At 37.0% G+C, this 24,343-nt stretch carries 25 protein-coding genes, 2 pseudogenes, 1 riboswitch and 1 other annotated feature; of the genes and pseudogenes, 11 read left to right on the forward strand and 16 right to left on the reverse strand.

Features of this window, described 5'->3' with window-relative positions; genetic code table 11:
• Positions 1 to 43 precede the first annotated feature (43 nt).
• Positions 44 to 1,045, forward strand: a complete 1,002-nt coding sequence (locus AZF08_RS02100; protein WP_033672383.1) for an alpha/beta fold hydrolase — start codon at positions 44 to 46, stop codon at positions 1,043 to 1,045.
• Between the two features lie 213 nt (positions 1,046 to 1,258).
• Entirely contained in the window at positions 1,259 to 2,578 is a 1,320-nt protein-coding gene (locus AZF08_RS02105) for a Na+/H+ antiporter family protein (RefSeq protein ID WP_033672384.1), read from the forward strand.
• Between the two features lie 27 nt (positions 2,579 to 2,605).
• Here AZF08_RS02105 and AZF08_RS02110 read toward each other — a convergent pair whose 3' ends face one another.
• Both AZF08_RS02110 and AZF08_RS02115 read right to left on the reverse strand, forming a co-directional pair.
• Positions 2,606 to 3,529: a LacI family DNA-binding transcriptional regulator gene (locus tag AZF08_RS02110; protein WP_033672385.1), complete on the reverse strand. Its 924-nt coding sequence runs from the start codon at positions 3,527 to 3,529 to the stop codon at positions 2,606 to 2,608.
• Positions 3,530 to 3,700: 171 nt separating this feature from the next.
• Positions 3,701 to 4,179, reverse strand: a pseudogene (locus tag AZF08_RS02115) (GNAT family N-acetyltransferase).
• A 76-nt stretch (positions 4,180 to 4,255) separates the two neighbouring features.
• Between AZF08_RS02115 and AZF08_RS02120 the strand changes: the two are divergent.
• Entirely contained in the window at positions 4,256 to 5,179 is a 924-nt protein-coding gene (locus AZF08_RS02120) for an alpha/beta hydrolase (RefSeq protein WP_033672386.1), read from the forward strand.
• Positions 5,180 to 5,195: 16 nt separating this feature from the next.
• On the opposite strand, the gene AZF08_RS02125 is transcribed toward AZF08_RS02120, so the two are convergent.
• A complete protein-coding gene (locus AZF08_RS02125; RefSeq protein ID WP_033672387.1) occupies positions 5,196 to 5,441 on the reverse strand; it encodes a DUF2552 family protein in 246 nt (81 codons plus the stop codon).
• A 99-nt stretch (positions 5,442 to 5,540) separates the two neighbouring features.
• Here AZF08_RS02125 and AZF08_RS02130 point away from each other — a divergent pair, with 99 nt between their 5' ends.
• Positions 5,541 to 5,783, forward strand: coding sequence for a CDGSH iron-sulfur domain-containing protein (locus tag AZF08_RS02130; protein WP_082245968.1), 243 nt, complete (start codon positions 5,541 to 5,543; stop codon positions 5,781 to 5,783).
• Between the two features lie 39 nt (positions 5,784 to 5,822).
• Here AZF08_RS02130 and crcB read toward each other — a convergent pair whose 3' ends face one another.
• Both crcB and AZF08_RS02140 read right to left on the reverse strand, forming a co-directional pair.
• The gene (gene crcB / locus AZF08_RS02135) at positions 5,823 to 6,176 is read right to left on the reverse strand and encodes a fluoride efflux transporter CrcB (RefSeq protein ID WP_033672389.1); all 354 of its coding nucleotides are present in this window, start codon (positions 6,174 to 6,176) and stop codon (positions 5,823 to 5,825) included.
• A complete protein-coding gene (locus AZF08_RS02140; protein WP_033672390.1) occupies positions 6,173 to 6,577 on the reverse strand; it encodes a fluoride efflux transporter FluC in 405 nt (134 codons plus the stop codon). The genes crcB and AZF08_RS02140 overlap by 4 nt, the downstream gene beginning before the upstream one ends.
• A 258-nt stretch (positions 6,578 to 6,835) precedes the next feature.
• Positions 6,836 to 6,980, forward strand: a riboswitch (FMN riboswitch).
• A gap of 309 nt (positions 6,981 to 7,289) precedes the next feature.
• Here AZF08_RS02140 and ribD point away from each other — a divergent pair.
• Genes ribD through ribH form a run of 4 tightly spaced genes read left to right on the forward strand, consistent with a single transcriptional unit; the run spans position 7,290 to position 10,722 of the window.
• Positions 7,290 to 8,402 carry a bifunctional diaminohydroxyphosphoribosylaminopyrimidine deaminase/5-amino-6-(5-phosphoribosylamino)uracil reductase RibD gene (gene ribD / locus AZF08_RS02145; protein ID WP_033672391.1) on the forward strand — a complete coding sequence of 371 codons (1,113 nt, stop codon included), beginning with the start codon at positions 7,290 to 7,292 and terminating at the stop codon, positions 8,400 to 8,402.
• Positions 8,384 to 9,028 (forward strand): riboflavin synthase, encoded by a 645-nt coding sequence (gene ribE / locus AZF08_RS02150; RefSeq protein WP_033672392.1) that lies wholly within the window; start codon positions 8,384 to 8,386, stop codon positions 9,026 to 9,028. Before ribD ends, ribE begins: the two co-directional genes overlap by 19 nt.
• 12 nt (positions 9,029 to 9,040) lie before the next feature.
• Positions 9,041 to 10,234, forward strand: coding sequence for a bifunctional 3,4-dihydroxy-2-butanone-4-phosphate synthase/GTP cyclohydrolase II (locus AZF08_RS02155; RefSeq protein ID WP_033672393.1), 1,194 nt, complete (start codon positions 9,041 to 9,043; stop codon positions 10,232 to 10,234).
• Between the two features lie 26 nt (positions 10,235 to 10,260).
• Entirely contained in the window at positions 10,261 to 10,722 is a 462-nt protein-coding gene (gene ribH, locus AZF08_RS02160) for a 6,7-dimethyl-8-ribityllumazine synthase (protein WP_033672394.1), read from the forward strand.
• Between the two features lie 38 nt (positions 10,723 to 10,760).
• On the opposite strand, the gene AZF08_RS02165 is transcribed toward ribH, so the two are convergent.
• From AZF08_RS02165 to AZF08_RS02205, 9 genes are all read right to left on the reverse strand, one after another.
• Positions 10,761 to 11,063 carry a DMT family transporter gene (locus AZF08_RS02165; RefSeq protein ID WP_033672395.1) on the reverse strand — a complete coding sequence of 101 codons (303 nt, stop codon included), beginning with the start codon at positions 11,061 to 11,063 and terminating at the stop codon, positions 10,761 to 10,763.
• Positions 11,064 to 11,106: 43 nt separating this feature from the next.
• Positions 11,107 to 11,427 carry a hypothetical protein gene (locus AZF08_RS02170; RefSeq protein WP_033672396.1) on the reverse strand — a complete coding sequence of 107 codons (321 nt, stop codon included), beginning with the start codon at positions 11,425 to 11,427 and terminating at the stop codon, positions 11,107 to 11,109.
• Between the two features lie 226 nt (positions 11,428 to 11,653).
• Positions 11,654 to 12,652: a biotin synthase BioB gene (gene bioB / locus AZF08_RS02175; RefSeq protein WP_033672397.1), complete on the reverse strand. Its 999-nt coding sequence runs from the start codon at positions 12,650 to 12,652 to the stop codon at positions 11,654 to 11,656.
• Entirely contained in the window at positions 12,649 to 13,464 is an 816-nt protein-coding gene (bioC, locus tag AZF08_RS02180; protein WP_033672398.1) for a malonyl-ACP O-methyltransferase BioC, read from the reverse strand. The genes bioB and bioC overlap by 4 nt, the downstream gene beginning before the upstream one ends.
• Positions 13,430 to 14,170, reverse strand: a complete 741-nt coding sequence (locus AZF08_RS02185; RefSeq protein WP_033672399.1) for an alpha/beta fold hydrolase — start codon at positions 14,168 to 14,170, stop codon at positions 13,430 to 13,432. The genes bioC and AZF08_RS02185 overlap by 35 nt, the downstream gene beginning before the upstream one ends.
• Positions 14,167 to 15,354 (reverse strand): 8-amino-7-oxononanoate synthase, encoded by a 1,188-nt coding sequence (gene bioF, locus AZF08_RS02190; RefSeq protein ID WP_033672401.1) that lies wholly within the window; start codon positions 15,352 to 15,354, stop codon positions 14,167 to 14,169. The genes AZF08_RS02185 and bioF overlap by 4 nt, the downstream gene beginning before the upstream one ends.
• Entirely contained in the window at positions 15,320 to 16,048 is a 729-nt protein-coding gene (gene bioD, locus AZF08_RS02195; protein ID WP_033672403.1) for a dethiobiotin synthase, read from the reverse strand. The genes bioF and bioD overlap by 35 nt, the downstream gene beginning before the upstream one ends.
• Positions 16,048 to 17,445 (reverse strand): adenosylmethionine--8-amino-7-oxononanoate transaminase, encoded by a 1,398-nt coding sequence (gene bioA / locus AZF08_RS02200; protein WP_082245969.1) that lies wholly within the window; start codon positions 17,443 to 17,445, stop codon positions 16,048 to 16,050. Before bioA ends, bioD begins: the two co-directional genes overlap by 1 nt.
• Before the next feature lie 113 nt (positions 17,446 to 17,558).
• Entirely contained in the window at positions 17,559 to 17,915 is a 357-nt protein-coding gene (locus tag AZF08_RS02205) for a hypothetical protein (protein WP_033672406.1), read from the reverse strand.
• Positions 17,916 to 18,059: 144 nt separating this feature from the next.
• Positions 18,060 to 18,280, forward strand: a binding site (T-box leader).
• Positions 18,281 to 18,534: 254 nt separating this feature from the next.
• On the opposite strand from AZF08_RS02205, the gene nhaC reads away from it, so the two are divergent.
• The gene (gene nhaC, locus AZF08_RS02210; RefSeq protein WP_033672407.1) at positions 18,535 to 19,908 is read left to right on the forward strand and encodes a Na+/H+ antiporter NhaC; all 1,374 of its coding nucleotides are present in this window, start codon (positions 18,535 to 18,537) and stop codon (positions 19,906 to 19,908) included.
• 49 nt (positions 19,909 to 19,957) lie between these two features.
• Here nhaC and cpdB read toward each other — a convergent pair.
• Positions 19,958 to 22,475, reverse strand: a pseudogene (gene cpdB, locus AZF08_RS02215) (bifunctional 2',3'-cyclic-nucleotide 2'-phosphodiesterase/3'-nucleotidase).
• Between the two features lie 295 nt (positions 22,476 to 22,770).
• Here cpdB and AZF08_RS02220 point away from each other — a divergent pair.
• Positions 22,771 to 23,547 carry a GDSL-type esterase/lipase family protein gene (locus tag AZF08_RS02220; protein WP_033672408.1) on the forward strand — a complete coding sequence of 259 codons (777 nt, stop codon included), beginning with the start codon at positions 22,771 to 22,773 and terminating at the stop codon, positions 23,545 to 23,547.
• 71 nt (positions 23,548 to 23,618) lie between these two features.
• Positions 23,619 to 24,065, forward strand: a complete 447-nt coding sequence (locus tag AZF08_RS02225; RefSeq protein ID WP_033672409.1) for a MarR family winged helix-turn-helix transcriptional regulator — start codon at positions 23,619 to 23,621, stop codon at positions 24,063 to 24,065.
• Between the two features lie 23 nt (positions 24,066 to 24,088).
• Here AZF08_RS02225 and AZF08_RS02230 read toward each other — a convergent pair whose 3' ends face one another.
• On the reverse strand, positions 24,089 to 24,283 hold the full coding sequence (locus tag AZF08_RS02230; RefSeq protein ID WP_033672411.1) for a hypothetical protein: 195 nt from the start codon (positions 24,281 to 24,283) through the stop codon (positions 24,089 to 24,091).
• Between the last annotated feature and the right edge of the window lie 60 nt (positions 24,284 to 24,343).

The following is a 24,343-nucleotide window of genomic DNA, read 5'->3' on the forward strand; positions in this document are numbered from 1 at the left end:
AGCCTGTGCGATACATATCATTTCAAAAGAGGAGGTTTTTTATATGCTTTTTCGTAGCCATACCCCACCATTTTACAATGAAAGAAAAAAACTAACCCCCACAAGTGTCGCTACGATAGAAAGCGTTGTAATTAATAAATGTAAACACTCTTTACTTATACGTGGTCAAGATATAGATCAACCTATTTTATTATGTTGTCATGGCGGCCCTGGTATGGCACAAATTGGATTTATTCGTCATTTTCAAGAAACGTTAGAAAAGCACTTTATTGTCGTTAATTGGGATCAGCGCGGCGCAGGAAAATCCTTTTCATGGCGAGATATAAACAAATCCTTTACAATCGAAGAATTTGTTTTAGATACACTTGAAATCATTCAGTATCTTCTTTCTCGCTTTAAAAAACAAAAATTATTTTTTGCTGGGCATTCATGGGGAAGTATTATTGGGTTACAAATTGCACATAAATATCCCAAGTACCTTGAAGCTTATATTGGAATTGGTCAAATTGTACACATGAAACAAAACGAAGAGTTACTGTATCAACATTTAATTCATTCTGCTAAAAAACATGGACACGAGCAAGCTTTAACATCTCTTACAAAACTAGGTAAACCTCCTTTTTTAGACATGCGGCGTCTTATTATTCAAAGAAGATGGCTTGGTACATTTGGAGGAGCAGTTCAAAACGGGTCATCCTTTTCTTTTATTCGAAAAGGATTACTTTCTCCAGAATATACGTGGATAGATTGGTTAAAATTCCTCGCAGGAAATATGAAAGCTGGAGCATTATGGGAAGAAATGCTTACTATAGATTTCTTTTCTACTATTTCAAAACTCTCCGTACCTGTTTATTTTTGTTCTGGGCGTTTTGATTATCAAACACCTTATGCGCTTGTTCAGCAGTATTGTGATATGGTTCAAGCACCAATCAAAAAAATGATTTGGTTTCCAAACTCCGCCCATTCACCAAATTTAGAAGAACCCGAGCTGTTTGCGAGGTCTTTATGCTCTATTAAACAAGAGTTATCTTTTCCACACGGATAACAAATCTTATCCCTTTTACATTTTACAGAAAACATTTTATAATGATATGTCACAACTTTGATCAGTAGGGTTCTTTACCACTCACTGATCTTGCTTTTACGAACTGGCAATTCCCCATCCAACCTCTTTACTTTCAGTTCATTTTGAGGCGAGGTATTGCCGGCCTTACATAACAAAATTCACAGAATAAAAATCAGGGAGATTACATTTATTATGAACGCTGTACTTATCGCAGTAGCAGTGATGCTACTGCTTAGTTTATTACGCGTCCAAGTCATCGTCGCTATTATTGTTGGTGCCTTAACAGGTGGACTAATTGGCGGGCTTGGCATTTCAGAAACAATTAACACTTTTACCACTGGTCTTGGAAACAGTGCTCCAATCGCTTTAAGTTATGCCATGCTCGGCGGATTCGCTATTTCTCTTTCCAAAACAGGGCTTCCCGATGCTATGATTCAAACTGCATTAAATTGGATTGGCAACGAACAAGATACGAAAAAGCAAGTCTATTCAAAAATACTTATTTTATTTATCATCTTAGCAATGGCTTGTTCTTCACAAAATATAATCCCTGTTCATATTGCTTTTATTCCAATCCTAATTCCAGCACTTTTAAAAATATTAAACGAGCTAAAAGTAGACCGCAGGCTTGTTACGTGTCTCATTACATTCGGGTTAATTACCCCTTACATGTGGATTCCAGCAGGATTCGGAAAGATTTATCACGACGTATTACAAACAAATGCTCAGCAAAGCGGCCTTACATTTGATGTAGCGCTCATTCCAAAAGCCATGACAATTCCAGCAATCGGGATGATTATTGGGCTATGCGTCGCGGTCTTCATTACATATCGGAAACCGCGTACTTATCATACCGAACAAATCCCTGCTTCATCTGATGAGATTGCTCCTTACACAAAAAGAAGCATTTCCTTTGGTTTATTATCTATTATTGCAACATTAAGTGTACAATTAGCAACTGAATCAATGATCTTCGGGGCATTAGCAGGAATTATTGTCTTGTCCGTTAGTGGTAGCCTTCCTCTAAAACAAGCTGATGCTATTTTAACAAGCGGGATGCGTATGATGTCATTTATCGGTTTTGTCATGATTTCTGCTGCAGGATTCGGAGCTGTTCTCAGAAAAACAGGACATGTTGAATCACTTGTACAAACGAGTGCTCATTTAATTGGAAACAACAAACCACTCGCTGCTTTTCTCATGCTTGTCATTGGTCTACTCGTTACGATGGGGATTGGTTCTTCCTTTTCAACGATTCCAATTTTAACAACCATTTTTGTACCGCTATGTATCCAGCTTGGCTTTAGTCCGATGGCAACCATCGCTATTATCGGTACAGCTGGCGCATTAGGTGATGCAGGATCTCCAGCCTCTGATAGCACCCTTGGACCTACCTCAGGTTTAAATGCCGATGGTCAGCATCATCATATATGGGATACATGTGTTCCAACTTTTCTTCACTACAATATTCCATTACTTATATTCGGCTTTATTGCCGCAATTACATTGTAAAAAGGTGCGTCAAATAGACGCACCTTTTTACTTTGTGGATTCTCTCTCAATGCATGCAAATTCTTTTTCTAATTCTTCCTGCTGCATTGGTTTATTTTTTATTTTCCCGACCAATTTTTGTAGCGCTACTTCCCCTTGTTTTTCAAAAGAGGCTCCAATTGTTGTCAATGAAGGAGTAACCCATTCCCCCTGCAAACTCCCGTTAAAGCCAATGACTTGTAACTGCTTAGGAATTTTGATACCAAGAGATTTTGCCGCCCGGATAATCGTAATTGCAATATCGTCACTAGAAGCTATAACACCATCTATGTATGGGTATTTTCGTAATAGCTCGATAATCTGTTTTTCTTTACATCCTTCTATGGTTACTTCACGATAAGCAATTCTGTCTTCCCAAACACCATCTAAAAATCCCGATATATGCTCTTCCATCGCCTCATCTTCTATCTTTTCTCCAATATAAGCAAGAAAATGACAACCTTTTTCTTTTAATAAAACAACTGCCTTTTTCGCACTTTCATAATAGGTAGCAGGCTCTGATTCATCCAGTACAACAAATGGAATTGAAATTCCCTCCAATTTCTGAAATACCTCGCTCGTCATAATGACACCAGCAATATTATTTTGCATCAATACATCTATATATCCACTCTTATTTTCTGTATTACAAACAACAATTTGATACCCCTCTTTATATGCAGCTTCCTCCACTGAACGAAGCAAAGTTATATATGATGGATCCCGTAAATTGGATACGAGTATAGCAATCATTGTTGAAGATTTTTTAAATAAAGCCTTTGCTACGGCATTTGGTTTATATTTTAATTCTGTAATTGCTTGCTTTACTTGTTTTACTGTATCTTCATGGACATACCCTTTTTCATTAATTACTCGTGAAACGGTTGCGACTGAAACACCGGCTAATTTTGCAACATCACGTATGGTTGCCACATCGTCACCCCTTAATATGGTAATAGCTTACAATTTAAAATTAAAACAAAATATGACATTCGTCAAGTTTATTATTTTATATTTCTGAAAATTGTTACATATAAAAGTACATGCCGTAAACCTTCTAGCAGTGTAGAACTTACCATCTGATAGCGGCCGCCTAAATTACACCTACTTGTATTTCAACTCCAATTGAATTTCATGCAAAATTGGGATGTTATCATATCCCAAAAGCGGAATTTCCGGTTTTATTTTTCTTGCTTGTATCACGGCATCCATATATAAATTTGTCATTACAAAACCTTTCTTCTGATAAAAACGAAGTGCATTTGTATTGTCATTCGTTGTAATTAACCATACTTTTTCAAAACATTTCTCTTTTGCCACCCTAATAACACACTCTACAAGCTTTGTCCCAATTCCTTTCTTTTCATCAAAACTATCCAATGATACAATCTCACAGCAATCTTCTATTAATTCATACGTTATAATTCCTACTATTCTGTCATTTTCAATTGCAACAAAACCAGGTAATTCATCTAATTGGTGTAGTTTCTCACGTGAAACCATCTGTGTACTTCCCCAATTTTCGCGCATAAAAAGTTCAATTGTTTTCCCATTTCTTCTGTAATTTTTTGTATATGAATCATACTCTACGTTCTCCCCTTTTAACATCCTTATGATACAATATAAGTGTATCATAAGGATGTATTTGGAGGATGAGGTATGAAACGTTTTCTCACAATATTGTTGACCCTACTAGGTGCGTTCATCGGCATTGGTATCTTCTTTACCAATAAAGTAATGTACTTAAAGAAAAAAACAGAAGAAGAAATTTTAGAGCGTGAAACGAAAAAGCATTTTCGTTTAGAGGACTTTAACGCGGTTCCCAAAGAAGAAGTTCGTATTCCTTCTCAATTTGGATACGACATTCACGGTTACTATATTTCTGCAGGAAACTCAAATAAATTTATGGTTTTTTGTCATGGTGTAACCGTAAATAAAATAAACTCTGTCAAATATGCAAACCTATTTTTAAACAAGGGATATAATGTATTTATTTATGATCACCGTCGCCACGGGAAAACAGGTGGGAAAACGACAAGTTATGGCTATTATGAAAAATATGATTTAAAAACCGTAGTCGACTGGCTAAAAAATCGTTTTAGCGCCAATATTACACTTGGTATTCATGGCGAATCAATGGGGGCTGCAACACTCCTTCAATACGCAGGGATGGTGGAAGACGGTGCAGATTTTTATATTGCCGATTGTCCTTTCTCTGATTTTTATGAGCAGTTGCATCATCGCTTAAAAGTCGAATTCCATTTACCAAAATGGCCACTATTACCGTTAGCAAACGCATTTTTAAAAGTTCGTGACGGCTATACAATACGTGAAGTTTCTCCCATTGATTGTATAAAAAACATAAAAAATCCAGTCCTCTTTATTCATAGTAAAGACGATGATTATATTTTATGTGATATGACCAAGTCACTGTACGAAGCGAAAGAAGACAATAAACAGCTTTATATTGCAGAACACGGTGCACATGCTTGCTCTTATAACGAAAATAGACATGAATATGAAGCGGCAGTTGATCAATTTTTAAGAACATATGTAAAAGAAACAAAAAACAGGCTTGCATAAGCCTGTTTTTTGTTAGTTACTGTGCTAAAACATCTGTAACTTGTTCCATATTTTCAGAAATCCACATCATCGCTTCATCAAGCGTTTGAAATTCTGTCGTTTGAAAAGTTACCTCATCTTGAAGTAACCACACATCTTTTGGTTCTTGTCCTACACCTGCAATCGACCAATGAAGCAAACTATACGGATGATTATCATTTAAAAATGATGCCCAAGTACGCTCATTCGCAATATTTTGTAGTGTACGTAATTGTTTATTCATGTTTTTCACCTTACTGTATCAATTATAAACGTTATTATAACACTCTCTTCTCTTACACACAAAGGTATATTTTTATTGTCAAGTACTTCCTGCAATTATATGATGGACATAAGCGTTTGGGAAGGAGGGATAACGTTGGCAAAAGTACAGATTAAAGTGAATGATAACGGTTCGTTTCGCATTACAGGGGATGTGGAACTAGTTGACTCACAAGGGAATGCATTTCCCGCAAAACCTGCATTTTCCTTATGTCGTTGTGGCTTATCAAAAAACATGCCTTATTGCGATGCTTCGCATAAGGGAAAATTCGAGTCTATCGTTCGAGCACCAAAAGAAGATTAATAATGCAAGAAGCACGTACAATAATTTGTAGGTGCTTCTTTACATGCGTCCCATATAAAAACCTAAAAATGCAGAAAAAATGCCTAGTATATAACTCATTATTATATATAATGCCGCCTTTTGTCCTTCACGTTTATGTATCAACTGAACAATTTCAAGTTTAAATGTCGAAAACGTCGTAAATGCTCCCATAAATCCTGTTCCCCATAATAATAGCCATGTGCTACTTACCTCAGTTCCATACAATAGTCCGAGTATAAATGAACCTACTATGTTTACAAATAGTGTTCCATATGGAAACAAACTCCCATACTTTTCTTTCATTGCATTACTAATAAAAAATCTAGCAACTGCCCCGAAGAAACCACCGATTCCTACAAGTAATATATTCATAGTGACCCTTCTTTCTTCATCCTTTTTTCATACAATACATTCCCAAGATAAAACCCAACTAAAGATAGGAGCAAGCCACCAACTACACTTGTACTCACATAATAAAATGCTATTAAAAAAGCATCATACTGCATGAGTTTCAATGTCTCTACACTGAACGTTGAAAAAGTTGTAAATGAACCAATCATTCCGGTTCCAACCGCACTCGTTATCACGTATGAAACATGTTTCACACGAAACAAATATATTGTTAAAAATGCTAATAAAAAACTACCAATCATATTCGCTAACCATGTCGCTAACGGAAAAGCCTCTGCAGAATGAGTACCAATCCATTGACCTAATCCATACCGTGTTAAAGCTCCGACAATGCCACCGATTCCTACCGCAGTATATTTCATATTTCCACCTCATTTACATATATACCGAAATCTTTCCCGTACTAGTATAACAAAATTTATCCTCTTATTTACGAGCGGTACTACCACATCTCAACATACAGAACAAGAAAAGAAGCTAAACGAGAAAAATGAATTGATGAAAACTTACCATCAGCAGATGAAGTTTCACTTTATTCATCTTTCATTTTCACACAATTCTTCACATTCGAATATTTTTTACTATCCTTTTTTCTTTTTTGTGCTATAATGTGAGCAAACAGCATCCTTCGGGGTCGGGTGAAATTCCCAACCGGCGGTGATGAAGTGCACACTTCTAAGTCCGTGACCCGTTTTCAAGCTTGAAAACGGTGGATCTAGTGAAACTCTAGGGCCGACAGTATAGTCTGGATGGGAGAAGGATATGTTTTCTAGTGCTTATATAGCGAATACACTTTTATTTTGGCATACACATTTTTAGAGATTTGATGTAAATCACTGTATATGTTTTATTTCATATACCTATGTTTCTATGCTGAAATAAAAAGATACGACTAGCGTATGAAAAAATTGATAGTTTGCTAGGCTTCTTTCTAATGCAAAAATATCAATCATCGTTAGGTTTCTTTCCTATACTTTCGTATTCAAGCTATATTTCTAGAAATCACGTCTCCCAAACCCCAAGGATACTATTATCCTTGGGGTTTTTTGATTTTTCTTAGGAGAGGTGAAAAGAATGACAGACCAAGAATATATGAGGGTTGCCTTGCAATTAGCACAAAGTACTGAGGGGCAAACAAGTCCAAATCCAATGGTCGGTGCTGTTATTGTAAAAGATGGAAAGATCGTTGGAATGGGAGCTCACCTGCGCACAGGTGAAGATCACGCAGAGGTTCACGCTCTTCGTATGGCAGGAGATAAGGCGAATGGCGCTACTGTGTATGTAACACTTGAGCCATGTAGTCACTTTGGAAAAACGCCACCGTGCTGTGAATTACTTATTGAAAAGCAAGTAAAGCGTGTTGTGATTGCTACTCTCGATTGCAATCCGCTTGTTTCAGGTAATGGAAAAAAACGATTACAAGATGCTGGTATTCATGTAACAACTGGTATTCTTGAAGAAGAAGCCACCTTATTAAACCGATACTTTTTTCACTATATGAAAACAAAACAGCCATTTGTAACAATAAAAACAGCCATGAGTTTAGACGGAAAAATAGCAACTACTGCTGGAGAAAGTAAATGGATTACAGGTGAGAAAGCTCGCGCAGATGTTCATCAATCCCGTCATACACACGATGCCATTCTTGTCGGTGTGAATACTGTTGTAACTGATAATCCGCATTTAACAACGCGGCTTCCAAACGGCGGGGAAAATCCGATTCGAATTATTTTAGATACACACTTACGAACTCCGCTGTCCTCTCATGTTCTTACAGATGGGATGGCACCAACATGGATTGTTGTTGGTAAAGACGTAGAAAAAGAAAAAATAAAAGTTTATGAATCTCAGAATGTATCTGTACTTCAAATGCAAACGAGTCAAATTGAAATATGTGACCTCCTCTCCCTTCTTGGCGAGAAACAAATCCTTTCACTCTTTGTTGAAGGGGGACAATCGGTACATGCAAGCTTTTTAGAAGCAAGATGTTTCAATGAAATCGTAACTTATATAAGCCCAAAATTAATTGGCGGAAAAGATGCACCGACTTTGTTTGGAGGCACTGGATTTATAAAACTGCAAGATGCACTTTCCTTGCAAATTCAAGAGATGAAACAAATTGGTGATGATATAAAAATTGTTGCCAATGTGCGAGATGAGGTGTCTGAATGTTTACAGGAATTGTAGAAGAGCTTGGAACTGTTTCGAATATAAGACAAAGTGGAGAAGCCATGAAGCTAACGGTTACAGCAAATTTGATTGTATCAGACGTCAAATTAGGTGACAGCATCGCTGTAAATGGTATCTGTTTAACTGTCACTTCTTTTACAGCGTCTTCTTTCACTGTTGATGTTATGCCCGAAACGATGCGAGCAACATCCCTCTGTATGCTAGGGCCCCGTTCTAAAGTGAATTTAGAGCGAGCGATGGCTGCAAACGGACGCTTTGGTGGGCACTTTGTCACGGGACATATCGATGGAATTGGCACCATTTTAAGCAAAAAGCAGCACTACAATGCTATATATTACAAAATTGGAATTTCAGATCATTTACTCCGTTATTGTTTACCAAAAGGATCCATTGCTGTTGATGGTACGAGTTTAACGATATTTGATATAGATGAAGCTTCAATTACCATCTCACTCATTCCACATACTGTAAGCGAATCTATTATTGGTGAAAAAGTAGCTGGAGATATTGTAAATATTGAATGTGACATGATTGGAAAGTATATCGAACGTTTTATTTCAAATCCAACAAAACGAAGCACTTCAGTTACAGAAAGCTTTTTACAAGAAAACGGATTTCTATAAGGAGGAAGCACAATGTTTCATCGAATTGAAGAAGCGTTAAAAGATTTAAAACAAGGAAAAGTCGTTATTGTATGTGATGATGAAAGCCGTGAAAACGAGGGCGATTTTATCGCTTTAGCAGAGTATATTACACCAGAAACAATTAACTTTATGATTACGCATGGCCGTGGCCTCGTCTGTGTACCAATTACAGACCAATATGCAAATCGCTTACAATTAGAGCCTATGGTGTCTCATAATACAGATTCTCATCATACTGCGTTCACAGTTAGCATTGATCATATTTCTACAACAACAGGTATTAGTGCTTACGAACGAGCAACAACAATTCGCGAATTATTAAATCCAGAAGCTAAAGGCACAGACTTCAACCGTCCTGGTCATATCTTTCCGTTAATCGCCAAGGAGGGCGGTGTTCTTCGTCGCGCAGGACATACCGAGGCTGCTGTTGATTTAGCAAAGTTATGCGGAGCAGAACCAGCAGGAGTCATTTGTGAAATTATAAATGAAGATGGCACAATGGCACGTGTGCCTGACTTATTACAAGTTGCAAAACAATTTGATATAAAAATGATTACCATTGAAGATTTAATCACTTACCGTCGCCATCACGAAACGCTTGTAACAAGAGAAATTGAAATTACATTACCAACAGATTCTGGTACATTTCATGCAATCGGCTATTCTAATTCATTAGATACAAAAGAACATGTCGCTCTTGTAAAAGGAGATATTTCAACAGGGGAACCAGTTCTCGTTCGCGTCCATTCTGAATGTTTAACTGGTGATGTATTTGGCTCATGTCGCTGCGATTGCGGTCCACAACTACATGCCGCTCTCGCTCAAATTGAACGTGAAGGAAAAGGAGTTCTTCTTTATATGCGACAAGAAGGACGCGGCATCGGGCTACTTAATAAACTCCGTGCATACAAGTTACAAGAAGAAGGATTAGATACTGTAGAAGCAAATGAGAAGCTAGGGTTCCCAGCTGACCTTCGCGATTATGGTATTGGCGCTCAAATCTTAAAAGATCTAGGATTACAGCAATTACGATTATTAACGAATAATCCAAGAAAAATTGCAGGCTTACAAGGTTATGATTTAGAAGTTATTGAACGCGTACCATTGCAAATGCCAACAAAAGAAGAAAACAAAGTATACTTACAAGCAAAAGTAACAAAATTAGGTCACTTATTAAACTTATAATCTATGAATTAAGGGAGAGATATAATATGGTATTCGAAGGTCATTTAGTTGGTACAGGATTAAAAGTAGGGATTGTTGTTGGACGTTTTAATGAGTTTATTACGAGTAAACTTTTAGGTGGTGCTTTAGACGGATTAAAGCGCCATGGGGTAGAAGAAAATGATATTGATGTCGCATGGGTTCCAGGTGCATTTGAAATCCCATTAATCGCAAAAAAAATGGCAAACAGTGGAAAATATGATGCGGTCATTACGCTAGGTACAGTCATTCGCGGCGCTACCTCTCATTACGATTACGTTTGCAATGAAGTCGCAAAAGGGGTTGCCTCTCTATCACTCCAAACAGATATTCCAGTTATCTTCGGTGTATTAACGACTGAAACAATCGAACAGGCAATCGAGCGTGCAGGTACGAAAGCAGGTAACAAAGGTTATGAGTCCGCAGTTGCTGCTATTGAAATGGCTCATTTATCAAAGCAATGGGCATGAAAAAAGAGGCTTCGGCCTCTTTTTTCTTCTATTAATACTTAAGACACTACTTTTAATCCCACAATGCTAATCACAATACCACTAATAAAAATAATTCGTTTTATATCTTTTGATTCTTTAAAGAGTAGCATACCAACTAATACACTTCCAGCTGAGCCAATTCCAGTCCAAATCGCATATGCTGTACCTACTGGTAGTGTTTGTACAGAAGACGATAATAAATAGAAACTTGCTCCTCCAAACAACAGACACGAAATAGTTGGCTTTATTTTCGTAAATCCTTCTGTAAGCTTTAATGAAATTACGCCTACAATCTCACACAATCCTGCTATTATTAACATTGCCCTGATCTATTTAGTTTAGCTGACAATATAGTTATACATTTTATTCTTTAACTTTTTTCCTCACATCTTTTATCAATTCATCCATCGTTTTTCCTTCTGTTTTAATACGAAGCTTTTGAGCAGTCTTCCAAACATTCTCCCTTTTCTTTTCTTCCTCCACAAAATGAAGTTCTTTCCGCACTTCCTTTAAATCTTTTCCATCAGTCTCAATACCAAGATGCTCAGCTTGTGTTCGAAAATGTTGTTCAATTCTTTGTTGCATTTCTTTCTGCTCTGGATTTTCAGCTACTTTAACTGGATCAGCACTGATTGCCTTTAATAATATAAGAAAAGCCATAATAGCTAATATATACTTGTGCATACGCGATCCTCCAACCCGAGATAAATTACACCTTTACTATGCACAATTAGAGGATGGAAAATTCGTCCACACATTTTATTTTTCCGCTAAGAAACCACTCTCTTCAAGGCTTCAAAAGATTTTATTACATTTTATTTACAAAAAAAGAAAGCCTCCTCAGGAGCTTTCTTTTTTCATGATATATCACTATTTGCAAATAGGAATCCTCTCTTATGAAAACTCCACTTTATAATGCACATTCCTCAATTTCAAATCCTAAATCTTCAATCATACCCCAGTCAGCTGTCGGCTCTTGTCCCTCTGTTGTTAAGTAGTCACCAACGAAGATTGAATTTGCTGCAAATAGCCCCATTGGCTGTACAGAGCGTAAATTAATTTCACGACCACCAGAAATACGAATTTCTTTTGATGGATTCACGAAACGCATCATCGCTAGCACTTTTAAACATTCTACCGGCGTTAATTCTTTTTGCCCTTCAAGCGGTGTTCCTTTTACAGCAACAAGGAAGTTACATGGAATGGAATCCGCATCTAAACGTTTTAATTCAAAAGCAATTTCAGCGCGTTGTCCTACCGTTTCTCCCATTCCGAAAATTGCACCTGAACATGGAGAAATACCAGCTTGTTTTGCTTTTTCTACTGTATCCACACGGTCATCATACGTATGGGTTGAGCAAATACTGTCGTAATTATTTGCATGTGTATTTAGATTGTGATTATAGCGGTGAACACCAGCTTCCGCCAAGCGTCCTGCTTGATCTTCATTTAAAAAACCTAAGCAGCAACAAATTTTTAAATCCGTTGTTTCACGAATTTCTTTCACTGCCCCAATAACATGGTTTACCTCTTTATTCGTTGGCCGGCGACCAGATGCAACAATACAATATGTACCCGCTTTACGGCGAATTGCTTCATGTGCCCCTTCCACAATTTTTTCTTGTGTTAACCATGCATACTTATCAATTGGTGCTTCTGAAACGATAGACTGTGAACAATACCCACAATCTTCTGGACATAATCCAGATTTCGTATTAATAATCATGTTTAACTTTACTTTTTTACCAAAATGATGGTGACGAATAATATAAGCTGCATTCATAATATCTAAAACTTCTGTATCATCTGCTTCTAAAATAGCTACTGCTTCTTCCTTCGTTATATCTCGTCCCTCTACCACTTCAGATGCAATTTGTTTCCAGTCTGTTTTTGTTTGTACTTGTCTCATTTCTTCTCTTCCCCTCTTTTTTCAATATACGCAAATAAAGCATGGTACGTTGCGACAATCTCCCCTTCTTCCCTGAAATCTCTTTCGTATATGCGAAGCATTGTTCGAAAGAGAGAAGGGCTTTGGCAATACGATTCCTCATTACTATTCGTCGCTCCTACTTTCCGAATCGATTGTAGAAACTCCCGCACAGCAAAAAACTTCTCTATGTAACATGTTTCAGAAACATGAACATCCCCTGTTATACTTTCACATACATCATGCAGCTGTTTTTTCGTTAAAAAGTGTTGTCCGATGGATGAACCTTTTTGTACATTTTTTTCTGCTTTGGCATATTGAAATGCTGTATGAAGCTCTTGAAACGTTTGATTTCCAAACGTTGAAAATAATAGCAGACCACCCGCGGACAAATAACGATATAAATTTCTCACCGTTGTTTGTAAATCATTTAACCATTGAAATGTAGCACTTGAGATAATCACATCAAACGATTCATGTAACGTGAGATGTTCAATATCTTCACAACGAAAAGTAACCGACTCTACATGCTGTCTTTTTTTGGCAACAGTAATCATACTTTCAGCAAAATCAACGGCTGTAATAGAAGCGTTTGGAAATGAAGTTGCTAACTGCTCTGTTACATACCCTGTTCCACATCCAAGCTCTAAAATACGAATTGACGACATCGTGTTATAATATTTCTTCATCATAGAAAGCAATTGATGTGCCATCTTTTTTTGTACATTGGCATATTGATCATAGGATATAGCTGCCCCATTAAACCGTTTTTGTAATAACGTTTTGTTGATCATTTTGTATCCCCTTTACAAACTGGATAATTTCATTTGCACAATATTCAAAATGCGTTATGCAAAGTGCATGCCCAGCTCCATTTACCACTTTCATTGTCCCATTCGTATTCTCGTCTATATAGTAAGCGGCAGCAAGTGGACATATCTCATCTCTTTCTCCATGAAGAATTAGGATTGGTGTCTTTATATATTTCAACTGGTTTCTCATATCTGTCTCTATTAAATAATCAAGTCCGAGTTGTAAAGATTCAGTGGAATCACCTTGAAAATGCTCCGTAACACTTACAAATTGTTCACTTTTTTTCATCTCTTGTTCTGCAAACATACTTTTATAGAAACGCTTTAGTGTATCATCCTTTCGCTTCAATAAGCCTCTTTTCATTCGCTCTACAAAAGAACAGTTCCATCCACTTGCATAATCTTTATCCGTCGTAAACTTAGCCGTACTTCCTATTAAAATCATTCCTTTTGTTTGCACTCGATTACAAGCCTGAAGAGCAACCAATGCACCAAGCGACCAACCAACTAAAATTACATCCTTTCCATTCGCTTCTTCCATCACTCGCTCTGTAAAATCACTCATTTTTTTCACATCGCGCCATTGAACGCACTGAACGGAGTATTCCTGAAAGTATGGAAGGATCGAGTCCCACACCATCTCTTCCATCCCCCAGCCAGGAATAAAAATAATCTTCAGTTGCTTCATACAAAAATCTCCTCTTCTTTACCGATTCGAATAATTTGTTTAATTGCCCATTCCAAATCAGTTTTTGCATGCTTAGCTGTAACCGCAAATCTAATTCGCGAACTATTATAAGGAACGGTTGGGGGCCGAATTGCAATTGCTGCAATGCCCACTTCTTGTAATTTCCTACTAAAATGGATGGCAGCTTCATTCGATCTAACAATAACCGGTACAATATGTGTCGAACTATCACCAATATCGAAACCAGCTTCTTGCAAAGCATTTCGGAAATATCCACCATTCTCCAAAAGACGCTGACGACTTCCCTCATCTTCTCGAACAATTTCAATTGCTCGTTTCATCGAACCAAGTACCCCAGGTGGCAATGCTGTTGTAAAAATAAAACTTCTCATCATATTTTTCATATAGTCAATACAAATTGCATCACCCGCTAAATATGCACCATAACACCCTAGCGCTTTACTAAATGTTCCCATATGAATGTCAATTTCCTTAGATAATTCCTTCTCTACATGCGCTAAACCAGCACCATGTTTTCCATATATTCCACCTGCATGTGCTTCATCAACCATCAAAAGTGCTCCATATTTTTCTTTCAGTATAATTAAGTCTTTTAGATGAGCCATGTCACCATCCATACTAAAAATCGTGTCTGTTATAATTAGTTTTCGTTTTGAAATTGGGGACATTCGTAATAACTTTTCCAAATGCTCCAAATCATTATGACGGTACCTTTTATGCTCAGCACCACTAAGTGTGATCCCATCAACAATGCTTGCATGATTCAACTTATCGCTAAAAATAATATCGTGGCGACCGACTAAAGAAGCGATTGCACCAATATTTGCGGTATATCCACTATTCACGATGACTGCTTTTTCAGTTTTTTTCCAATCACAAATACTCTGTTCAACCTCTTCATACAGTGGATAATTCCCCACAACAAGACGCGACGCCGTAGCTCCAGCACCATATTGATTTGTCGCTATAATAGATGCTTCTTTTAATCTCTCATCTCCAGCTAATCCTAAATAATTATTTGATGCTAAATTCAACATCCTTTGACCATTTCGAACAAGCCATGTCTCTTCTGAATGCTCGGTTACATATAGGCGACGATACTGTGATTGTTTCTTTAAACACTTTAATTTAGCTTGAAGGTGTGTGCGCCACGCTTGATCCATTTTGGATGAACTCCTCTAATTTTGAAATCATAATATGCTCTTCCGCTGCTCTCAATAATTCTTTACGAGTAAAGTTTTCTCGCAGAGAAGGCAATAAACCAAGAACAGGTACACCACTTAACTCCTCAATCATCTCTTTATTTTCTTGTACTCGTTCTTTTTCACAATCTTTGCAGCCAGATAAAATAACACCAGCAACTGTTAAGCCATGTACTTTCGCATAAGAAATTGTTAAAACGGTATGATTCACAGTGCCGAGTAGCGGACGTGCGACAATAATAACCGGTAATTGCAATTTCTTTGCAAAATCAACAACTAATGCATCTTTTGTATACGGAACAGCAAGGCCACCTGCTCCTTCTACAAACAACTCATTAAATTCTTCCATTAGCTCATTGTAATAAGATGTAATTTGCGCTAGAGTTACAGTTCTTCCCGCTCGTTTCATCGCAAGTCTCGGTGCAAGAGGTTCTTCAATAGAATACGGACAAATTCTCCCAACCTCTGTTTCTACTCCAGATGCCACTTTCAATCTAGCTGCATCACCTTCTGGATTCGAAGCAATATGTCCGCTTTGCAACGGCTTATACACCCCAATGTTATACCCGCGATTTCTAAGTACTCCTGCTAAAGCACCTGTAACAACTGTTTTGCCAACTTCTGTATCAGTTGCCGTTATAAAAAAGCCGCCCATCATTCTCCCTCCGTAACATCTGCAATTGCTTGATATAAAATGCGTAGCATTTCATCAATTTCATCAATTCTAGAAGCTAGCGGTGGCATAAATACAATTGTGTTACCAAGTGGTCGTAAAATCATTCCTAGTTCCCTTGATCGCTTACACACTTCCACTCCTACTCGCTCAGTCCACTCAAACGACTCTTTCGTTTCTTTATTTTTTACAAGCTCAATTCCAATCATCAATCCGCACTGTCGAATATCTCCAACATGTTTGTATTCATAAAGCGCTTCTAACTGTTTTGCTACATATTCTGCTTTATATGACACATCTTCTACAAGGTTTGTTTTTTCGTAAAGTTCTAGATTGGCAATCGCAACAGCGCAGCCTAGTGGGTTACCAGTATAGCTATGGCCGTGGAAAAAGGTTTTTTGTTCTTCATAATCACCTAAAAAAGCATTATAAATTTCATCTGTTGTCACAGTAATGGCCACTGGTAAATAACCACCTGTTAACCCTTTTCCAGCTGTTAAAATATCAGGTGTAACCCCTTCATGTTCACAGGCAAACATTTTTCCCGTACGACCGAATCCTGTTGCCACCTCATCTGTAATAAATAAAACATTATATGCTGTACAAAGATCACGAAGACCTTTCAAATATCCTTTCGGCATGGTAATCATACCACCAGCCCCTTGCATTAACGGTTCTACAATAATGGCTGCAACCTCTTCGTGTTTTTGTTTTAATAGCTCTTCCATTTCTTCCAAATGTTTTTGAACAATTTGTTCTTTGTCATCTCCATAAGGAGAACGATATGTATATGGATAAGGCATTTTAATTGCATCAAATAAAAGCGAACTATACACTTGGTGAAACAAGTCAATTGCTCCTACTGAAACAGCCCCAATTGTATCTCCATGATATGCTTCTTTTAATGTAATGAATTTTTGTTTTCTAGGTTTTCCTTTATGCTGCCAATATTGAAAAGCCATTTTAATTGCAATTTCAACAGCTGTAGAACCAGAATCTGAATAGAATACTTTCTTCAAACCTTCTGGAACAACTTCAACGATCTTTTCCGCAAGTAAAATGGATGGCACATTAGCAAGTCCTAACATAGTCGAATGTGCGACTTTATTTAATTGTTCACGAATCGCTTCATCCAATTCCGGCACATGATGCCCGTGAACGTTTAACCAAATTGATGAAACACCATCCCAATAACCATTTCCATTCACATCGTATAATTTGCGTCCTTCTCCCCGTTCAATAATAACGGGATCTTCCGCTAAATAGTCTTTCATTTGTGTAAACGGATGCCATACATACGCTTTATTCTTTTGGGCTAACTCTTCATATGTATAGGTTGTTTTTTTACTTGTATTACTACTAACAGTCACAATTGTCACCCCTAATGTTAACTTTTATATAAATATAGTTAACATTAAAATTAAAATACTGTCAATTATTTTTAAACTATATCGTTCTTAAAAAAGAACGACTTATCATAAGATAAGTCGCTTTACTTTCCATGTTGTATCTTTCCAATTTCCAAGATGATCTCTTCATCTTTTTTTCCTTCTGTTTCAATTCCTAGTTGTTTTGCATGCTCAACTAACAACTCATGACGTTTTTCAAATCTTGCTGTATTTAACTCTTTTTGGATTTCTTTCTCTGTTTTTCCTTCAAGAGAAACACCAAGCTTAGCAGCTGTTTCTTTCTTATTCTTTTCTTCTTTTACCTTTTCTAATTTCTTTATCTCTTCCTTCTGTACGATCTTTTGCTTTGATTGATCAGGAGATGCTGCAAGTGCTGTGTAAATCCCAGCACTACCGACAACTGTGAGTAACGTTGTAAAAAGAATTACTTTCTTTTTCATTTCCTCCCTCCTTTCTTTTTTCATTATAACGCACAAACTAAGAATATAAAAAACATCCTCCCATTATTTACTTTTTGAAAAATAATATATATATGTATTGACATACTAGATAAATTTATGATAAAAATTTAACTAACATCATATGAATCGGCAATGATAGGATCTAGTAGTATTTCGTTTTTTGATTTCAGAGAGCTGGTGGTCGGTGCGAACCAGTACAGAGCGAATTATGAATTACCCCCTGGAGCTTCTTTTACGAAACATTCGGAGTAGTAAAAGACGGTTATGGACCGTTATTCCTATAGAGTGGTGAAATGAAGCTATTTCACAATTTAGGGTGGTACCGCGATTTTTTCGTCCCTGCATTACATGCAGGGGCGTTTTTTATTTTTTGTGGTGCGTAGTTTACTTCCCTTTATTTTGTATTACCTTCACTTCACAAGCTAGGGTGGTACCGCGATCTTTTTCGTCCCTGCATATATATGCAGGGACATTTTTTTATGATGTTACACAATCACCGGTGATTTGTCGTAAAATTCAAAATTTTAGAAGGAAATATATAATATTGGCGAAATTTATATAAAAAAGAACTATTTTATATTATTAGGAGGGGCAAACAATGGTTTCAAAATTCGAATCTATTCTTTTAACAATTTTAATCTTTTTTTGTATTGGCTTTAGCGTTATTAAATTAGAAACATCACCACATATCCCAATTCTATTCGGCATTATTGTATTGTTAGCTTTTGGCTTTATTAAAAAAATCTCTTGGTCTGATATGGAAAAAGGTATGATAAGTAGTATTTCAGCTGGTATTCCATCCATTTTTATTTTCTTACTTGTCGGTGTATTAATTAGTGTTTGGATTGCCGCTGGGACAATTCCAACATTAATGGTATACGGCTTCCAACTTGTATCACCTAAAATTTTCATTCCGACAGTATTTGTTGTTTGTGCGATTGTTGGAACGAGTATCGGTAGTGCCTTTACAACAGCAGCAACAGTAGGACTTGCCTTTATGGGAATGGGCACTGCTCTCGGATACGATCCAGCGCTTATTGCTGGAGCAATTATTTCTGGGGCTTTCTTTGGGGATAAAATGTCTCCTTTATCTGATACAACAAACTTAGCTCCTGCTGTAACAGGTGTAGACCTTTTTGAACACATTCGTAACATGCTTTGGACGACAATTCCTGCTTTCCTTATCGCCTTTATTGCTTTCTTCATTTTAGGGAGCGGGTCTTCAGGAGATGTTGATTTCTCTACTTTTACAAATACATTAGAGAAGAATACAATCATTTCAATTGTTACGCTTATTCCGATTCTATTACTATTCTTATTCGCATTTAAAAAGGTACCAGCTGTTCCAACTTTACTTGCTGGAATTGTTGCTGGAATTATTATCCTCTTTATTTTCAAGCCAGGTACATCACTTGCGGATTTAATGAAAATTATGCAAGATGGCTATGTATCCAAGACAGGTATAAAAGATATTGATAGCTTATTATCACGCGGTGGATTACAAAGTATGATGATGTCAATCGCACTTATTTTCCTTGCTCTTTGTATGGGTGGTCTGCTACAAGGAATGGGCATTATTACACAACTTATGAACATGCTTTCTAATTTTGTTAAGACAAGTACACGTTTAATTGTTTCTACTGCATCGACAGCAATCGGCGTTAACTTCTTACTTGGTGAACAATACTTATCTATCGTTTTAACAGGACAAGCATTTGCTAATAAATACGATGAAGTTGGTTTAAAGCGTCGTAATTTATCCCGAGTACTAGAAGATGCTGGTACAGTTATTAACCCACTTGTACCATGGGGTGTAAGTGGAGTCTTCTTAGCAAACGTACTAAGCGTTCCAACTGTTGATTATGTTCCATACGCAATCTTCTGCTTAGCTTGTCCACTCGTTACAATTATCGTTGGATTTACAGGGTTTGGACTTTCATGGAAGAAAGAAAAAGCTGTTACTGTTTCTTAAATTAGATGTACAAAAAGAGGATTACCACTATTGGTAATCCTCTTTCACTTTATCTATTTGCTTTTTTTCGTCTAAATAGCATGAACACACCTGCTCCAACAAATGCAAGTCCTGCCCCAATTGTAGAAAAGACAGTAGTTCCCGTTTTTGGCAAGTCACGATCTACCTTACTTGTTTCTTTCTCTTGACTTACGTTTGTATCTTTAGTTCCATCAGTAGAAGTTGTTGGGTTACCCCCATTGTTATCTCCACCTGTCGTTGGTGGCGTTGTTGGATTATCCCCGTTGTTGTCCCCACCTGTCGTTGGTGGCGTTGTTGGATTATCCCCGTTGTTGTCTCCACCTGTCGTTGGTGGCGTTGTTGGATTATCCCCATTGTTGTCCCCACCTGTCGTTGGTGGCGTTGTTGGATTATCCCCATTGTTGTCYCCACCTGTCGTTGGTGGYGTTGTTGGATTATCCCCGTTGTTGTCTCCACCTGTCGTTGGTGGTGTTGTTGGATTATCCCCGTTGTTGTCTCCACCTGTCGTTGGTGGTGTTGTTCGTTGGTGGTGTTGTTGGATTATCCCCGTTGTTGTCTCCACCTGTCGTTGGTGGTGTTGTTGGGTTGTCCCCTTCATTCTTCTTCGTTAAATCAATAGCATATTTCGCAAACTCATTTTCGGACGAACCAATATAAGAGATTTTCCCATCTTTTGTAATATACTTTTGTGCATTTGGTGAAGAATCAAATGTAGTATTCAATTTTTCAGCAGCAATTGGTTTAAACGCCCAGTTTTGATCCGCTGCTGGATTAATAACTGGTGTTTCTTGCATATATTTCACAATAATTTGACGTGTTTCATCTTGAGATTGATATACCACTTCACCTTTACTTACACCAGGGAAGGTTTGGCTACTACCGCGATAGTTATTTGTCGCAACAATAAACTCCTGATTATCAACAATCGGCTTCCCATCGTACGTTACATTCGCAATACGATTTGCATTTGAATTCACAACTTTTCCATCTTTATCATATTTTGCTGGCTGTGTAACATCAATTTCGTATTTCAAGCCATCTAAAATATCAAAGTTATATGTAGGGTAGTTTACATTTACTAATGATTGTTCTGTTGCTTTAGTTGAATCTATTTGATTAAACTGACCTGCAGACATTTCAAGCCATTCTTTGACTTGAGCACCATTTACTTTTACCGCATACAATGTATTTGGGTATACATATAAATCTGCAACGTTTTTAATTGCCAAAGTTCCTGCTGGAATATCCGTATAATACGTTGCACCGTTTCGACCACCTGCTTTAAAAGGTGCTCCTGCTGACAAGACTGGAATGCCTTTATATTTGCTGTACTGTCCATTTTCAGCAAATAACTTTTCTACATACCATTTTTGAGCATTTGTAACAAGTTGTACAGATGGATCATCTTGTACAAGTGAAAAATAACTATTAATTGGTGCTGTCGTTTTACCTACAGGTGTATTCACATATTTAATCGTTGCTTCATGATCATCTTTGATTTCATCGACTAATCTTTTATCAGATTCCACTAGCGCATTTCCTTTACTATCCGAAATTGCACGGACTGTCGGAACAGATTTATCTTTTTGTACTTCCCATTTACCGTTTACTTTTTTCAGTTGCATATCGATGATCCCTAAATTACTTCCAAAAACACCTGGCATAACAACTGGAACACCATTAAACGTGTCAGTTACTACTGTATGCGAATGTCCCATCAACACTGCATCTACGCCAGGAACTTCTGTTAAATAGAATGATGCATTTTCCATTCCGACATTATAACCACTTTTATCGACACCAGAGTGTGCTAATGCAACAATAATATCCGCGCCTTCTGCTTTCATTTTCGGAATCATTTTCTTCGCTGTTTGGACAATGTCTTTTGCTTTTACGTTTCCTTCTAAATTCGCTTTATCCCAACCCATTACTTGTGGTGGTACAAAGCCCATTACTCCGATTTTCACATTTTGCTTTTGACCAGATTCATCTACTACTTCTTTGTCAACAATATGGTACGGTTTAAAGTAGTTCTCATCATTTTCTTCATTATTATCATGATCATCTTTATAAACATTTGAATTGATTACTGGGAAATCAGTTTTACTAATTGCTTTCTTTAAGTAATCTAAACCATAATTAAATTCATGATTCCCAAGAGAAATGACGTCATACTTCATTAAGTTCATTAAACGATATAGTGGATGTATATAGTTTCCATCCAAACCTTTTTGCGCTACATAATCCCCGAGTGGTGTTCCTTGTATCGCATCCCCATCATCAAATAGCACAGAGTTCTTTGCCTCTTCACGTGCTTTATTAACAAGAGTTGCAGTTTGAACTAATCCTACCTTATTATCTGTTTTCGTTTGATAATAGTCATAGTTCATTAAGTTAACGTGAATATCTGATGTTTCTAGAATTCGTAAGTTAACTGTACTCCCTTCTGCTTGTCCTTCTGCATGAGCAATTGTTGGCAATACTTGCGGTGCCATAACTCCTAATGCAAGGGTTGCTCCCGCTAACACTTTCTTTGACTTCTTCACAAAAAATCCCCCTTGTACAATTGTCCTTTTTAAAAATAAAATGAGTTTCTCATCAAATTCTAATAAGGAATTCTCTCTATCTTTATTCTCTTCTTTCCTCATATTAGAGTGACGCATCTTCACTTATCTGACATTATCATATCGAACATACTTTCATATCGTCAATATTTTTTGACATACTTCTACAAATTTTCTGTAAAGTTGTTGTAAACTTTACAGAAAGATATAAATATCTTCTTCCATTGCTTATACTGCTGAATATGATACAATAACCAATTACAAGGAGGATGAGTTTATGAAAAAAGCCATCTTAGCTATCGTTTGTCTCCTCCTTCTAATCATTTCTTATTCGAATTTCGAAAAGATTGATGGGACAAAACAAAAAGAAACAGAAGAACAAACAACAGCATCTTCTCCTAGGTGGATTGATAAGCAAACTAACGATTCTCTTTATCACCTTGTACTAGGCGATTCTCTTGCAAAGGGATACGGCTCCACACAAGGAGGGTATGCGGAGTTAGCCTCTAATCAAATAGGAGAACAAATTCACAAACCCATTCGAGTGGAAAACCTCGGTGTAAATGGGTTAACAACGGATCGACTTGTTCAAAAAATTAAATCCGAAGAAGTAACGCAGAAGATTAAAGAAGCGAACATAGTTACTATTAGTGTTGGCGGAAATAATTTATTTCGCTTAAATCGAAATGTAGGCGTTATGGATGGTATTAAAATGTTAAACAAAGAAAAGAGTCATTTTGAAACAGATGTAAAAAACATCGTAACAACTATTCGTGCACTCAATCCAAGCGCTTTGCTTATCTTGTCTGAACTCTATAATCCTTTACAACTCGATGATTCAATCGCTTCATATGCCGATATGTTTTTAGATGGTTGGAATGATTCAGTTTATTCTATTTCCAAAGCAAATCCTCCATCTATCGTTTTACCCGTTCGAAAGTTAATACCGAATAATCAAAAAGAATTATTGTACGACCAAGTGCATCCAAATGATCAAGGTTATGAAATTATCGCTAACGCGTTTACTAAGCAGGTACTATCCTATAAACATTAAGATGAAACCGAACAATTTTATTTTTATACGGTACCTTTTTTGTTACAATGATAATGGAAGGGGGCCTTTATATGGAATCACGCGAGTGGGAACGTATTGTTGATCATCTTCTTTCGTTAGTGCCTCTTTTTTATCGTAAATTCATGCTTCCCGGAGAATTTTCTTCTCAAAGGCACATGCCACCGTCACATACACAGGTGTTACTGCTATTGCATGAACGTGGCACATTAGCAGTGTCAGAAATCGGAAAGCGATTAGCGATTTCAAGGCCTAATATGACACCTCTATTAAATAAACTGATTCATGAAGAACTTATAGAGCGTCATTATAGCGAAAAAGATCGACGGGTCATTTTAATTTCTCTGACAGCTGAAGGGAAATTACTAGTAAGTCAATATCAGCAATTCATTTTAGACAAACTAAAAGAAAATTTTCAAACCTTATCAGAAAGCGATCGTGAACAACTTATTCACTCGCTTCAAACGATTCAAAATTTAATTTTGAAAACAAACGTGTAAAGCTGCTTCCAAAAGAAGCAGCTTTATGATTCATAATAATTCCCATAATATACGTTTGAATATGGCCACGTCATTAAATACGGCTTCCGTCCCTGAGACGGCTGTGACTGAGAAGCCATTGGCTGCTGATACGTCGTAAATTGCTGTCTTGCGTACAGATAAGGATTAGCATAATAATTCACATATGGGTATACTTGAGGTGCATAGTAATAATACATTCATTCTCTCCTCCTTTTTCTTAAGCATATTCTAGGTAGAAAATGAATGTGACATTCTTT

The sequence above is a fragment of the Bacillus gaemokensis genome (assembly GCF_001590835.1).
GTDB classification, from domain to species: Bacteria; Bacillota; Bacilli; order Bacillales; family Bacillaceae_G; genus Bacillus_A; species Bacillus_A gaemokensis.

Bases quoted from the DNA above. Each gene is read 5' to 3' on its own strand.
- AZF08_RS02100 (WP_033672383.1), top strand. From the start codon at position 44: ATGCTTTTTCGTAGCCATACCCCACCATTTTACAATGAAAGAAAAAAA.
- AZF08_RS02105 (WP_033672384.1), top strand. From the start codon at position 1,259: ATGAACGCTGTACTTATCGCAGTAGCAGTGATGCTACTGCTTAGTTTA.
- AZF08_RS02120 (WP_033672386.1), top strand. From the start codon at position 4,256: ATGAAACGTTTTCTCACAATATTGTTGACCCTACTAGGTGCGTTCATC.
- AZF08_RS02125 (WP_033672387.1), bottom strand. From the start codon at position 5,441: ATGAATAAACAATTACGTACACTACAAAATATTGCGAATGAGCGTACT.
- AZF08_RS02130 (WP_082245968.1), top strand. From the start codon at position 5,541: ATGATGGACATAAGCGTTTGGGAAGGAGGGATAACGTTGGCAAAAGTA.
- crcB (WP_033672389.1), bottom strand. From the start codon at position 6,176: ATGAATATATTACTTGTAGGAATCGGTGGTTTCTTCGGGGCAGTTGCT.
- AZF08_RS02140 (WP_033672390.1), bottom strand. From the start codon at position 6,577: ATGAAATATACTGCGGTAGGAATCGGTGGCATTGTCGGAGCTTTAACA.
- ribD (WP_033672391.1), top strand. From the start codon at position 7,290: ATGACAGACCAAGAATATATGAGGGTTGCCTTGCAATTAGCACAAAGT.
- ribE (WP_033672392.1), top strand. From the start codon at position 8,384: ATGTTTACAGGAATTGTAGAAGAGCTTGGAACTGTTTCGAATATAAGA.
- AZF08_RS02155 (WP_033672393.1), top strand. From the start codon at position 9,041: ATGTTTCATCGAATTGAAGAAGCGTTAAAAGATTTAAAACAAGGAAAA.
- ribH (WP_033672394.1), top strand. From the start codon at position 10,261: ATGGTATTCGAAGGTCATTTAGTTGGTACAGGATTAAAAGTAGGGATT.
- AZF08_RS02165 (WP_033672395.1), bottom strand. From the start codon at position 11,063: ATGTTAATAATAGCAGGATTGTGTGAGATTGTAGGCGTAATTTCATTA.
- AZF08_RS02170 (WP_033672396.1), bottom strand. From the start codon at position 11,427: ATGCACAAGTATATATTAGCTATTATGGCTTTTCTTATATTATTAAAG.
- bioB (WP_033672397.1), bottom strand. From the start codon at position 12,652: ATGAGACAAGTACAAACAAAAACAGACTGGAAACAAATTGCATCTGAA.
- bioC (WP_033672398.1), bottom strand. From the start codon at position 13,464: ATGATCAACAAAACGTTATTACAAAAACGGTTTAATGGGGCAGCTATA.
- AZF08_RS02185 (WP_033672399.1), bottom strand. From the start codon at position 14,170: ATGAAGCAACTGAAGATTATTTTTATTCCTGGCTGGGGGATGGAAGAG.
- bioF (WP_033672401.1), bottom strand. From the start codon at position 15,354: ATGGATCAAGCGTGGCGCACACACCTTCAAGCTAAATTAAAGTGTTTA.
- bioD (WP_033672403.1), bottom strand. From the start codon at position 16,048: ATGGGCGGCTTTTTTATAACGGCAACTGATACAGAAGTTGGCAAAACA.
- AZF08_RS02205 (WP_033672406.1), bottom strand. From the start codon at position 17,915: ATGAAAAAGAAAGTAATTCTTTTTACAACGTTACTCACAGTTGTCGGT.
- nhaC (WP_033672407.1), top strand. From the start codon at position 18,535: ATGGTTTCAAAATTCGAATCTATTCTTTTAACAATTTTAATCTTTTTT.
- AZF08_RS02220 (WP_033672408.1), top strand. From the start codon at position 22,771: ATGAAAAAAGCCATCTTAGCTATCGTTTGTCTCCTCCTTCTAATCATT.
- AZF08_RS02225 (WP_033672409.1), top strand. From the start codon at position 23,619: ATGGAATCACGCGAGTGGGAACGTATTGTTGATCATCTTCTTTCGTTA.
- AZF08_RS02230 (WP_033672411.1), bottom strand. From the start codon at position 24,283: ATGTATTATTACTATGCACCTCAAGTATACCCATATGTGAATTATTAT.